This is a genomic window from Promicromonospora kroppenstedtii DSM 19349 (assembly GCF_000515355.1).
GTDB lineage: Bacteria > Actinomycetota > Actinomycetes > Actinomycetales > Cellulomonadaceae > Promicromonospora > Promicromonospora kroppenstedtii.
This window is the reverse complement of record NZ_KI911765.1, coordinates 6,953-19,757: the sequence shown is the minus strand read 5'-3', so window position 1 is coordinate 19,757 and position 12,805 is coordinate 6,953. Positions and strand designations below refer to the sequence as shown.

The window sequence follows — 12,805 nt, the reverse complement described above, 5'->3', positions numbered from 1 at the left end:
GGCGACGGCGGCGACCGGCGTCCCGTCGTCGGCGAGCCGCGCCCACAGGCCGGCCAGCCCCGCCTCGGCCCACGTCTCCTGGTCGCCGGCCCAGCTCGTCGGCGCTGCCCAGTCGACGCCGCTCATCTGCGAGGTGACGACGAGGTCGTAGTCGCCGTCGACCAGCAGGCGCTCCGTGCGGTCGACCCACTCGGCGCATGTCGCGGTCAGGACGTCGTCCTGCACCCGCATCGCGTCGGAGAACGGGCAGCCGGCCTTGACGTAGATGTCCAGGGCCCAGTCATTCGCCTCGGCCGCGCCCACCAGGGCGCTCGCGTAGTGAGCGGCGTGGGAGTCGCCCACCAGGGCGACCCGGACGCTGCTACCACGGCGGCCGCGCTCGCACGCGACCGGCTCGGCCTCCTCGCGGTCGGTGGTCGAGCACATGTCCGCGCCCAGGGCGTACGGCGCGGGCATGTCCTCGGCGGCTGCCTCGGGGGCCGGCACAGGGACCGGCACAGTGACCGGCACAGGGACCGGCACAGGGGCTGGTGCGAGGGCCGCCAGGTTGGTCGGGGTGTCGGTCGGGGTGTCGGTCGGGGTGTTGGTCGGGTCGGTGGTCGGCATGTTGGCCGGGCCGGTGGTCGGCACGTCGGTCCCGGCCGGGTCGTCGTCCGCGCAGGGCTCACCACCCGGGGGTCGGGCCGCCGCGCCGAAGCACCTGGCAGCGGCCGCGTCGTCAGCTGCGGCCTCGGCGGCGGCGAGCTCGCTCCGGACGTACTTCTGCGCCGAGTGCACCCCGGTGAGGGCCACCGCGACGACGACGGTGCCGACCGCCGCGGCGGCCGCGAACGTGCCCCAGGGTCGCGACGAGTCCCGGTGCCGGAGCACCGGCAGTTCGACCCAGCGCCGGGTGGCCCAGGCCAGCAGCAGCGTGGCGAGCAGGACCGCGAGCTTGTCGCCGGTACGCAGGGCATGCCCCGTGGCGTAGGGGACCAGCACGACCACGGGCCAGTGCCACAGGTAGACCGCGTAGGACACGTCGCCCAGGAACCGTACCGGGGACGACGCGGCAAGGCGGCTGGTGAGGCTGCCGGGGGACCGGTCGGTCACCCGAGCCCCGATGACCAGGACGGTGCCGAGCACGGGCAGCGTCGCCCAGGCCCCGGGAAACGGCGTCGCGTCCGTGAGGACGACGGCCGCGACTCCGATCAGGGCCAGACCCGCCCAGGTCGCGAACCCCGGCAGGACAGCGGATCGGGCGGGCGACTCGGAGGATTGCTCCTGTGCTGCGCGTGCTGCGGGCGCTACCGGTGCTGCGGATGTCACCGGCAAGGGCGACACCGGGAACCCGGATGACGGCGGCGGCGACAGCGACGGCGCGAACGCCAGCAGGGCACCTGCGCCGAACTCCCAGGCGCGCGTCGGGGTGACGAAGTACGCGTACGCCTGGTCGGCGTCCGTCCAGAGCACCGACGTGACCAGGGACGCGACGACGACCAGAGCCAGCGCCCCGGCCGCCACCGCCCGCCACCCGGCCCCGTGCCGGGCGTGACCGGTGTAAGGGGGGCCGGAGCGGAGCCACCGGCTGACGACGAGACACCCGGCGATCAGCAGCGGCCAGATCAGGTAGAGCTGCGCCTCGGCCGAGAGCGACCAGTAGTGCCGCACGGGCGAGGCCAGGTCGCGCGCCGCGAGGTAGTCCACGGCAGCGTCGGCCAGCACCCAGTTCTGGACGGACAGCACGGAGGCCGCGATCTCACGGAACCACTGCTCCCGGTGCTGCACCGGGACCAGCGCCCAGACGCCCACCGCCGTCGCCCCGAGCACGAGCGTCGATGCGGGCAGCAGCCGCAGGGTCCGCCGCGACCAGAACTCGGCGACCGAGAACCGGCCCGCGTCCACGTCGCGCGCGATGTGCGACGTGATCAGGAAGCCCGAGATCACGAAGAACACGTCGACGCCCACGTAGCCGCCGGGGACCTGGTCCGGCCACAGGTGGAACAGCAGCACCGCCACCACGGCCACGGCCCGCAGCGCCTGGATGTCGGCGCGCGGGGGCCGGGTCGGTGTGGATCGGCGCTCGTCGGGCACGTCGGGCACGTCGGATCTCCGTCGGCGTCAGCTCCCCCGTCGGCGTCCGCGATGTGTTGTATGTCCTAGATCCGGAAATGCTACCGGTCAGATCTCGGGCGGCCCCTGACGCACCTTCTCCAGGAGCGACTCCGGCGAGTCCCGTGCCGGGTCCCACCAGGACTCGATCCACCACGTGACGCCGGCGTCGGCCATGGCGCGCGCCTGCTCGGCCGCCTGGTCCGGGTCGCTGGAGAGCTTGCCCTGCAGGACGACGTCGAACGGGCGGCCCGCGGCGTCCTCCTGGTGATGCGCCCTGAGCCACTCGACGAGCCCGGCGATGTCGTTCGTCGTCAGGTCGTCCGCGGTGCCCCGGAGCTGCGGGACGATCCCGTCCCAGCGCAGCGCGCGGTGCAGGTTCTTGGTGGGCGGCCGCTCGGCGTCCCAGACGCCCACCGGCCAGACGGGGATCCGGCCGTTCACCGGCGGCTCGGGGAACCGGAACGGGCCCGTGGTGATGTGGTCGCCCGAGGCCTCGAACTCCTCGCCCGTCCAGGACCGTTCCAGCCACTCCAGGGTCTCGTCCAGCAGGGCCGCCCGGTCCTTCAGCTCCGTGGGCTGGCCCGGGACCGACGTGAAGCCGTGGTCGTCCGTCACGCCGACACCGACCGGCAGCACCAGGCGTCCGCCCGAGAGCCGGTCCACCGTGAGCGCGCGCTGTGCGAGCTCCCACGGCCGGTGCCGGGGCACGGCGAAGACCATCGCGCCGAGCGTGATGCGTTCGGTCACCGTCGCCGCGGCCGCCAGGAGACTGAACGGGTCGTACACGGGCATGGCCCACTCGCCGCCGAGGTTGATGGCGTCCCAGGTGAACCAGCCGTCCCAGCCGTGCTTCTCGCACTCTCGCGCGAGCGCCACGTGCTGGTCGATCGTGCCGAAGCTGCTGATGAACCCGAACTTCATCGTTCCTCCTGGTGCGGCAGGTCTGGGATCGTTCCCCACATCGCTTCACACGTTAGGCGGCACCACTGACACTCGACGCCGCACCCAGTCCTGCGACGGCGTGCGGCGTCGGGCCCGGCGGTTAGGGTGAGCCCCGTGACCAGCACGAGCACGACCACCCCGACCGTGGAGATGTGGACCGACGGAGCCTGCAAGGGCAACCCGGGCCTGGGCGGGTGGGGCGCGCTGCTGCGTTCCGGCACGCACGAGAAGGAGCTGTTCGGCGGCGAGAAGGTGACCACGAACAACCGCATGGAGCTGAAGGCCGTCGTCGAGGCCCTGCGGGCGCTCAAGGGGCCCGCGACCGTCACGATCCACGTCGACTCGTCGTACGTCATGAACGGGATGAAGAGCTGGATCGTGGGCTGGAAGCGGAACGGCTGGAAGACCGCGAGCAAGCAGCCCGTCAAGAACGTGGACCTGTGGCAGGAGCTCGACGCGGAGGTCGCCAAGCACGAGGTGAGCTGGGTCTGGGTCAAGGGCCATGCCGGCGACCCGGGCAACGAGCGGGCCGACGCGCTGGCGAACAAGGGCGTCGACAGCGTGCGCTGACGCAAGTCCTGGGCAAGCCCGGGGCAGGTCCCGGGCACGTCAGGCGGCACGTCCGCCCAACGAGACAGAAGTCACGTCACCACGATTCGCGCGCACCAATACCCTTGACCCATGGCTTCCCACTACGACGTCGTACTCCTCGGTGCGGGCCCCGGCGGCTACGTCGCCGCCATCCGCGCTGCCCAGCTCGGCAAGTCCGTTGCGATCATCGAGGAGAAGTACTGGGGTGGTGTCTGCCTCAACGTGGGCTGCATCCCCTCCAAGGCTCTGCTCCGCAACGCCGAGCTGGCCCACATCTTCACCTACCAGAAGGACTTCTTCGGCATGTCCGGGGACGTCACGTTCGACTTCGGGAAGGCCTGGGACCGTTCGCGCACGGTCGCGGACGGTCGCGTCAAGGGCGTGCACTTCCTCATGAAGAAGAACAAGATCACCGAGCTCGACGGCCGCGGCACGTTCCGCGACGCCAACACCATCGAGGTGGCCCTCAACAAGGGCGGCACCGAGACCGTGACCTTCGACAACGCGATCATCGCGACCGGTTCCGAGGTGCGCCTGCTGCCCGGCGTCGAGCTGTCCGAGAACGTGGTCACGTACGAGAAGCAGATCCTCACGCGCGACCTGCCGAAGTCGATCGCCATCGTCGGCGCCGGCGCCATCGGCATGGAGTTCGCCTACGTCCTGAAGAACTACGGCGTGGACGTCACGATCGTCGAGTACCTCGACCGTGCGCTGCCGAACGAGGACGCGGACGTCTCCAAGGAGATCGCCAAGCAGTACAAGAAGATCGGGATCAAGGTCCTGACCTCGACGGCCGTGCAGACCGTCAAGGACGAGGGCTCGTCGGTCACCGTCTCCTACAAGGGCGTCAAGGACGACAAGCCGGGCGAGCTCGTGGTCGACAAGGTCCTCATGGCCGTCGGTTTCGCGCCGAACGTCAAGGGCATCGGCCTGGAGAGCGCCGGCGTGCAGCTCACCGACCGCGGCGCCATCGGCATCGACGACTACATGCGCACCAACGTGCCGCACATCTACGCCATCGGTGACGTCACGGCCAAGCTCATGCTGGCGCACGTGGCCGAGGCGCAGGGCGTCGTCGCCGCCGAGACCATCGCCGGGGCCGAGACCCAGACCCTGGGCGACTACCGCATGATGCCGCGCGCGACGTTCTGCTCGCCGCAGATCGCGTCGTTCGGCCTCACCGAGCAGCAGGCCAAGGACGAGGGCTACGACGTGAAGGTCGCCTCGTTCCCGTTCATGGCCAACGGCAAGGCGCACGGCCTGGGCGATCCGACCGGTTTCGTCAAGCTGGTCGCCGACGCGAAGTACAACGAGATCCTCGGCGCCCACATGATCGGCCCGGACGTCTCGGAGCTGCTGCCGGAGCTGACGCTCGCGCAGAAGTGGGACCTCACGGCCGACGAGATGGCGCGCAACGTGCACACCCACCCGACGCTGTCGGAGGCGCTGCAGGAGTCGATCCACGGCATCGCCGGGCACATGATCAACTTCTGATCGCCTGACGGGTCCTGCGGCGACCCCAGGAAGCGGCGGCTGACCTGCACTTGTCCTGTGACGTAGTGCGGTGTCGGCCGCCGTTTCTCGTGTGCCCCGACGGCGTCGCCCCTGCTGTGTCCCGGTTCGATAACGGACGTCGCGCAGTGCCCCGGTGATGTGCGCCTGCCGCTGATGTTCGGGGATGATTACTGTTCATGAACGCCGGAAACCCGCTGTCGGGTCTCTACGCCCCGATGCCCGCGGTGGGGACGAAGAAGTTCTGCGTGTTCTGCCGCGAACCGGTGACGTTGGAGCGGGCGGCGTCGGGCTGGCACTACTGGACGGCGGTCGGCGACCCGATCGACGGCGGCCGGTACTGCCTGGGCGGCATGATGGGCAACGTCCACTCGCCGGCGCTGCGCACGCTGCACCTGCCGCTGGCGGAGTCCGACGACCAGAAGTGGGCCTGGCGGTACTCGCCGGAGGGCGAGGGCCGGCTGCAGTAGCGCGCCGGCCTGGGTGAGAAGCCCCGCCAGAGAGCCCGGCAAGAACCCGGCCAGAACCCGGCCAGAACGGTCAGATCAGAACGGCCAGACCAGCGGCACGTACAGCACCGCCGCCGCGAGGAACACGAGCGCCAGCGGCAGCCCCAGCCGCCAGAAGTCCCCGAACCGGTAGCCCCCGGGCTGCAGCACCATCAGGTTGACCGGTGTCGCGATCGGGGTGAGGAACGCGGCGGCCCCGACCACCGCCAGGGCCATCATGAACGGCTGCACGCTCACGTCGAGCGTCTGGGCGAAGGACACCGCGACGGGCGCCATCACCAGCACGGTCGCCACGTTCGAGATGAACTGTCCGAGCACGAGCGTGAGGGCGCACACCGCCAGGAGCGCGACATACGGCGACCCGCTCCCGGTCACCCGCATCACCAGCTCAGCCATCATCTCGGCCGCGCCCGACGACACGAACGCCGCCGACAACGGGATGAGCGCACCGATGAGGATCACCGTGTCCCAGGAGACCGCGCGCAGGCCCTGCGCAACCGTGACCACGCGCAGCAGCACGAGGGCCACTGCGGCGAGCAGCCCGACGATCACCGGAGGAACGGCACCGGTAGCCAGGAGCCCGATCGTCGCGACCAGCACCCCGAGGCACCGCTTCCAGCCGACGCCGAGCGGCACGCTCCGCTGCAGGCTCTGCGACGCCTCGACGGCGATGACGTCCGGCGACCGGGTGTAGCGGTGCAGCGCCTCCCACGGGCCGCGGACCAGCACGGAGTCGCCGGCCTGCAGGGGCAGAGCCCCGGACGGGGCAGAGGCGTCGGGACCGTTCGACGACTCGCTGCCGCGGCGCAGCGCGACCACGACCAGATCCTCGTCCCGCGTCGTCATCCCGGGGCTGACACGACGTCCGATCAGGGTCGAGCGCGGCGCGATGAGCACCTCGACGACGCCGGTGGTGCCGGTGAAGAGATTGGTCGCGTCGAGCTCCTCGGCGTAGCTCTCCTGCCACGACCGCACCCGTTCGCGCGGATCGGCGGCGACGTCGGCCAGGCGCTCTGGGACACGCTCCGGCAGGAGGCGCTGGCCGAGGGTCACGACGAGGACCATCGTGACCAGGACGAGCGGCAGGCCCACCAGCGCGAACTCGAAGTATCCGAACTCCCGGCCGCCCGACTCGGCGGCGACCTCGGAGATGATCACGTTCACCGGGGTTCCGGTGAGCGTCAGCAGCGAGCCCGCGCTGGCGGCGAACGCCACGGGGATCAGCATCCGCGAGGGCACGATGCCGGCCCGGGCGGCGGCGACGACGGCGACGGGCAGGAGCGCCGCGACCGCCCCGTTGATGCTGATGACGGCCGCGAGGAGCGCCGTGCCGCCGACCATCGTCGCGAGCAGCCCGATGCGCCCGAACGACGAGCACCTCTCGAGCTGCGCCCCGATCCACGCCGTGATGCCCGTGGTCTCCAGGCCCGCGCTGAGCACGAACAGCGTGGCGATGAACAGGACGACCGGATCACTGAAGCCGGCCAGGGCCTCGCCCAGCGGGAGGACTCCCGTGGCCCACAGGGCGACCGGGACGAACAGGGCCACGATCACGAGCGGCACCCGGTTGGTCGCGAAACCGAGCACGGCCAGTGCCAGGATCACGAACGTCGCGACCAGAGGGTCGATCATGTGCTCCACGGGCTCAATCGTCGCATCCGGCCGGTTCACCCCCGGCGCACTGGTGGTGCCGCGGGGTACCCGGCAAGATCGACGCATGACCGACCTTGCTGACGAGTCCATGACGGTCCGGACCGGAGATGCCGGCCCCGAGCTCGACGTCGACCTCGCGGTCGTCGGATTCGGCAAGGGCGGAAAGACCCTCGCGGCCACCATGGCCCGGCGCGGCGCCCGGGTCGCGATGATCGAGCAGTCCGACCAGATGTACGGCGGCACGTGCATCAACATCGGCTGCGTGCCCACCAAGGCCCTCGTGCACGACGCCGAGAACGGCGCGGCCGACGTCCCCGGGCCGGACCGCTACCGCCGTGCCGCCGAGCGCACCGACGCCCTGACCACGCTGCTGCGCGGCAAGAACTTCGCGATGCTGGACACCCTCGACACCGTCACGGTGATCACCGGCACCGCGGCGTTCGCCGACCCGCACACCCTGGTCGTCAGGGCCGGCGCCGACACGCTGCGGGTCACCGCGCGGACCGTCGTCGTCAACACCGGCGCCGACCCGGAGCTCCCGCCGCTCCCGGGCCTGCGCGAGAGCGAGCGCGTGGTCACCAGCACCCAGCTGCTCGCCCGCACCGAACGGCCCGACGAGCTCGTCGTCCTCGGGGGCGGTTACGTCGCCGTGGAGTTCGCCGCCATGCACGCCGCCTTCGGCGCGCGCGTCACCCTCCTGGCCCGGGGACCGCGCATCCTCCGCGCCGAGGACGACGACGTCGTGGCCACCGCCGGCGAGATCCTCACCACCGCAGGCGTCACCGTCCGGACCGGGGCCACCGTCACCGGGATCGAGGACGTCGACGGCGCCGCCGTCGTCCACTGGACCGACGCGGCCGGCGACCGGCAGACGGTGCGGGGCGATACGGTCCTCGCCGCGCTGGGTCGCCGCCCGCACACCGCCGGCCTCGGTCTCGACGCCGCCGGGATCAAGACGGACGAGCGCGGCGCCGTCGTCGTCGACGAGCACCTGCGGACCACCCAGCCGCACGTCTACGCGATCGGCGACGTCAACGGCGGGCCGCAGTACACGTACGTCTCGCTCGACGACTACCGCGTCGTGCTCGACCACCTGACGGGCGAGGGCCGCCGCACCACCACGGACCGCCGGGCCGTCGCTTCGGCGCTCTTCATGACCCCGCCCCTGGCGCGCGTCGGCCTCACCGAGGCGGAGGCCCGCGCGACCGGGCGGCCGCTCCTGGTCGCGACGCGCAAGGTCGCGGACATGGCGACCGTGCCCCGGGCGCGGATCGTGCACGACCCGCGCGGCGTCATGAAGGCCGTCGTCGACGCCGAGACCGACCAGATCCTCGGGGTCACGATGCTCAGCCACGACGCCCACGAGACGATCAACACGGTCGCGCTGGCCATGCGGCACGGCGTCACCGCGAGCGAGATGCGCGACGAGATCTACACGCACCCGTCCATGACCGAGGCGTTCAACGACCTGTTCGCGAACCTCCGACCGGTGTGACGGCCCCCGAGCCGGGCGGCGACCGATGAGTTCAGCTCCACCGATGAGTTCGGCTCCACCGATGAGTTCGGCACCGGCGCGGCGTCGGTCCTGCCATGAGCGAATTTCTCTCCGACGGACCCGAGCTCTTCGCGGTCGCGTGCGTCCGCGACTACGCCACCGCCTACCCCTGGTGGGAGACGCTGCTGGGCAGCCCGCCCACCTTCAAGGCGACGCCGACCGAGGCGGTGTGGGAGGTCGCCCCGCACCGCTGGATCGTCGTGGAACAGCGCCCCGAGCGCGCGGGCCTCGCGACGCACACACTGTTCGTGGACGACCTCGACCTCCGGGTCGGCCAGATCGGCGCTCGTGGCCTGGAGCCGGACGACCACGAGACCTTCGAGGGCGGTGTGCGCAAGATGATCTACCGCGACCCAGAGGGCAACGAGATCGGGTTCGGCGGCAACGCGCAGTAGGCGGGGACCGTGCACTAGTGCACAGCGCCCGGATCTCCGCCGTCCACCCAGCTCAGGGGCCCTGCTTCCCTACGGTGCTCGCATGCGCTACCTGGAAGGGCCCTTCGCGCCCGTCACCGAAGAGATCACCGCCTACGGTCTGCCCGTCACCGGGCGGATCCCGGCCGAGCTGAACGGCCGTTACCTGCGTAACGGGCCCAACGCCCTGGGCGTCGAGGACCCGAGCGTGCACATCTGGGGAATGGGCCAGGGCATGGTCCACGGTGTGCGGCTGCGCGACGGCAGGGCCGAGTGGTACCGCAACCGCTTCGTCCGCACGTCCGGCTTCGCGCCCATGGTCCACGTCATCGAGCACGCGGAACGCACGTTCGCCCTGGCCGAGGGCGGACTCCCGCCCGCGGAGCTCGACGACGAGCTGGGCACGGTGGGAACCTGCACCCTCGGTGGCACCGCAGAGGGCTTCACGGCAGGGGCGCACTCGAAGCACGACCCGCTCACGGGGGAGCTGCACTCGCTGTCGTACACGATGGGCAGGGACGTCGTCCAGCACATCGTGACCGACGCCAGGGGGACCGTCACCGGGACCACCATGATCCCGATGTCGCGCTCACCCTTCATGCACGACTTCGCGCTCACCGAGAACCACGTGGTGCTCTGGGACACGCCGCTCGGCTTCGACGGCTACGACTGCCGCTGGCTGCCCGACCACCCGACCCGCGTCGGGGTCATGTCCCGGTCGGGGGGTGACGTCCGCTGGCTGGACATCGATCCGGTCCACGTCAGCCACACGCTGAACGCCTATGACGACGGCGACTCGGTGGTCGTCGACGTGGTCACCGCGGAGGGGCCGTTCGATCCGTCCGACCCCGGCGCGATCCGCCCGATGCTCGACCGCTGGACCATCGGGCCGGACTCGATCCGCCAGCAGCGCGTCGACGACCGGCCGCAGGACTTCCCACGCGTCAACGAGTCCCGTCTCACCCTTCCGTACCGCTACGGCTACTCCGCGGCGACCGCGCTCTACGGGGTCCCGTTCGAGGCGGAGGGGGTACCGGCCGACGACGCCTTCACGAACGCTCTCGTCAAGCACGACCTGGAGCGGGGCACGGCCGAGGTGCACCGGTTCGGCCGGGACGAGGCCGTGGGCGAGGCGGTGTTCGCCACGGCGGGGTACGGCGAGGACGAGGGTTACCTGCTCACCTACGTCCACAACCCGGAGCGCAACGCCAGCGACCTGGTGATCCTTGCGGCGCAGGACTTCACCGCCGCTCCGGTAGCCCGGATCCACCTGCCGGTCCGGGTGCCGCTCGGCCTGCACGGCAACTGGCTGCCGGACCGCTGAGGCGTGGCACGATGACGCCGTGACCGACCTGCCGCGGTACCTCCGGATCGTCGCCGACCTCGAGCGGCGCATCGCCGACGGCGAGCTCCGACCCGGCGACCGCGTTCCCACGACCCGGGCGATCATGCTCGAGTGGGGCGTCGCGATGGCGACCGCCTCCAAGGCTCTCGCCGCGCTCGGGCAGTCGGGTGCGATCGAGACGGTCCCCCGGGTCGGCGCGGTGGTCGCCGCCCGGCGGCTGCCGTCCCGTTCGGTCGCCGGGCTCGACCGCGACGACATCGTCCGGGCGGCACTGAGGATCGCCGACGCCGACGGCCTGGCCGCACTGTCCCTGCGGGCGGTGGCGGCCGAGCTCGGGGTGGCGACCATGACGCTCCGCCGGTACCTCGACGCCAAGGCAGAGCTCACCCAGCTCATCGCGGACGCTGCGTTCGCCGAGATCGAGTACCCCGAGGCACCGCAGGGCTGGCGGGCGCACCTGCGAGTGGCCGCCCAGCTCCAGTGGGCGACCTATCAACGCCACCCGTGGCTGCCCCGCCTCGTCTCGATCATCCGGCCGGCCACGCTCCCTGGGCTGCTGGAGTACGGGGTCTGGACCCTGCGCGCGCTCGACGGCCTCGACCTGGACCCGACCACCCGGCTGCACGTCTACGGCGCCCTGGTCAACTACGTGCGGGGTACGGCGGTGAACATCGAGACCGAGACCGGCGCCGAGCTCGACACCGGAATGACCAGCAAGCAGTGGACCGTCGCGCGAGCCGCCGTCGACGGCCCGCTGATCGCCCGGGTCACGGAGCCGGGTACGGAGCTCGACCTCGAGTCGTTGTTCTCGTTCGGGCTCGAACGCCTGCTCGACGGCCTGACGCTGCTCTTCGCACCCCGCGGCCGCGCGGAGACGTGACCGGGTCACGGGCACCGAGGTACCGGCGCGCTCCAGGTCGTGCTCGACCGGTTGGAGACGTAGTAGTCGGTGACCCAGGTCCCGTTGCGCAGCTTGTCCCACACCCGGGTCGTGCCGACGCGGCTGCCGACCTGCTGGCACATCACGTGGGCCAGGGCGCCCCGGCGCAGCGGGCTACCCGCGGTCGGGAAGGAGGTGCCGGGGCCGGTGCGGGTGGCGAGCAGGTCCACGCTCACCTGGCCGGGGTAGGCGCACCGCGGCAGCACCGAGGCCGAGAACCCGCTGTTCGACGGGGTCGAGACGTAGCGGTCGCTCACCCAGGCGCCGTTGGTCAGCCGGTCCCACACCGCCGTCGAGCCGACCTGCTGCCCGGAGCCCTGGCACACCACGGCCAGCGTCGCGCCAGGCGCGTAGCTCCGCACCACCGGGTACGACGACGCCGGTCCGCTGCGCGCGTTCAGCGGTGACGTGCTGGTGACCGAGAAGCTGCGGGCGACCGTGGCGACCGGCGCCCGGACGTTGTCGCGGTCGATGTTCATCGTCACGCCGCCCCAGGTCTCGTCGTGGTCGCCGATGTACTGCTTGGCGCGCTGGTAGTATGACCACTGCCAGTTCGGCGCGGTCGGCCAGCCGGTCAGCGAGCTGTTGCCGTCCCAGCGGGCCATCCAGACGGCGTCGGGCCGGGCGTAGGCGCTCCAGTTGTAGGACTCGGAGAGGTCCCGCAGCCCCGAGTCCTGGTGCACGTACACGCCCGCCAGGTACCCCGAGCCGTGCACGGTCTTGGTCCACGCGGAGACGTAGCGCCGTACCGCCGTCCGGCAGGAGGTGTCGGCCCGGTCGTAGTTCTCGACGTCCGCGTACAGGCCGCTCCCGGACAGCACGCCGAGGGCCTTGGCCCGCGTGACGGCGTCGGCGCCGTCCGCGTTGCCGCGGGCCGTGGCGTTGGTCGCGTTGTAGCGGTTGGGCTTGTTGCCGAACATGCAGGTCGGCTGGTAGCCGAAGTAGGTGGGCAGCAGCTTCCAGCCCGCCGCGACGGCCCCGCTGACCCACGTCTTGGTCAGGTTCGGCTGGGTGCAGCCGCGATTGTTGCCGCCGAAGTAGATGTTCACCACGCCGAAGGGCGACGTGTCCCGCCAGGCGTTCAGCGCCGCGAGCGAGGGCGCGGAGCAGGCGTCGAACCCCAGGCTGCTGGCCCGCGTCGCCGACGAGCCCGAGGTGTAGGCGACCGGCGTCTCCGGTTCGGCCGCGGCCGGGAGGGCGAGGCCCGCGACCAGTACCGCGAGGGCGCCGACAGCGGCGGGCAGCCCGCGG

11 protein-coding genes are annotated in these 12,805 nt (G+C 71.6%); 7 read left to right on the top strand and 4 right to left on the bottom strand.

The window, feature by feature from the left end; genetic code table 11:
• Both PROKR_RS29590 and PROKR_RS29585 read right to left on the bottom strand, forming a co-directional pair.
• A partial coding sequence (locus tag PROKR_RS29590; protein ID WP_051433503.1) for an acyltransferase family protein occupies positions 1 to 2,082 on the bottom strand: 2,082 nt, incomplete at its 3' end.
• A 78-nt stretch (positions 2,083 to 2,160) separates the two neighbouring features.
• The gene (locus PROKR_RS29585) at positions 2,161 to 3,015 is read right to left on the bottom strand and encodes an LLM class flavin-dependent oxidoreductase (protein WP_036971370.1); all 855 of its coding nucleotides are present in this window, start codon (positions 3,013 to 3,015) and stop codon (positions 2,161 to 2,163) included.
• Positions 3,016 to 3,186: 171 nt separating this feature from the next.
• Here PROKR_RS29585 and rnhA point away from each other — a divergent pair, with 171 nt between their 5' ends.
• The 3 genes from rnhA (at position 3,187) to PROKR_RS29570 (ending at position 5,609) form a co-directional block, all read left to right on the top strand.
• A complete protein-coding gene (gene rnhA / locus PROKR_RS29580) occupies positions 3,187 to 3,606 on the top strand; it encodes a ribonuclease HI (RefSeq protein WP_051433515.1) in 420 nt (139 codons plus the stop codon).
• Positions 3,607 to 3,717: 111 nt separating this feature from the next.
• Positions 3,718 to 5,121 carry a dihydrolipoyl dehydrogenase gene (lpdA, locus tag PROKR_RS29575; RefSeq protein WP_036971365.1) on the top strand — a complete coding sequence of 468 codons (1,404 nt, stop codon included), beginning with the start codon at positions 3,718 to 3,720 and terminating at the stop codon, positions 5,119 to 5,121.
• A 197-nt stretch (positions 5,122 to 5,318) separates the two neighbouring features.
• Complete coding sequence (locus PROKR_RS29570) at positions 5,319 to 5,609, top strand: hypothetical protein (RefSeq protein WP_036971362.1); 291 nt, start codon at positions 5,319 to 5,321, stop codon at positions 5,607 to 5,609.
• Between the two features lie 75 nt (positions 5,610 to 5,684).
• Here the strand turns inward: PROKR_RS29570 and PROKR_RS29565 are convergent, their stop codons facing one another.
• Positions 5,685 to 7,280 (bottom strand): SLC13 family permease, encoded by a 1,596-nt coding sequence (locus tag PROKR_RS29565; RefSeq protein ID WP_245606040.1) that lies wholly within the window; start codon positions 7,278 to 7,280, stop codon positions 5,685 to 5,687.
• Positions 7,281 to 7,365: 85 nt separating this feature from the next.
• On the opposite strand from PROKR_RS29565, the gene PROKR_RS29560 reads away from it, so the two are divergent.
• The 4 genes from PROKR_RS29560 (at position 7,366) to PROKR_RS29545 (ending at position 11,494) form a co-directional block, all read left to right on the top strand.
• Positions 7,366 to 8,796, top strand: coding sequence for an FAD-dependent oxidoreductase (locus PROKR_RS29560; protein ID WP_084800767.1), 1,431 nt, complete (start codon positions 7,366 to 7,368; stop codon positions 8,794 to 8,796).
• 95 nt (positions 8,797 to 8,891) lie between these two features.
• Positions 8,892 to 9,251, top strand: a complete 360-nt coding sequence (locus tag PROKR_RS29555; protein ID WP_036971359.1) for a VOC family protein — start codon at positions 8,892 to 8,894, stop codon at positions 9,249 to 9,251.
• An 82-nt stretch (positions 9,252 to 9,333) separates the two neighbouring features.
• Complete coding sequence (locus tag PROKR_RS29550; protein WP_036971356.1) at positions 9,334 to 10,593, top strand: carotenoid oxygenase family protein; 1,260 nt, start codon at positions 9,334 to 9,336, stop codon at positions 10,591 to 10,593.
• A gap of 19 nt (positions 10,594 to 10,612) precedes the next feature.
• Positions 10,613 to 11,494 carry a GntR family transcriptional regulator gene (locus PROKR_RS29545; RefSeq protein ID WP_036971353.1) on the top strand — a complete coding sequence of 294 codons (882 nt, stop codon included), beginning with the start codon at positions 10,613 to 10,615 and terminating at the stop codon, positions 11,492 to 11,494.
• A 5-nt stretch (positions 11,495 to 11,499) separates the two neighbouring features.
• Here the strand turns inward: PROKR_RS29545 and PROKR_RS29540 are convergent.
• On the bottom strand, positions 11,500 to 12,805 hold a 1,306-nt coding region (locus PROKR_RS29540), incomplete at its 5' end, for a glycoside hydrolase domain-containing protein (RefSeq protein ID WP_036971350.1).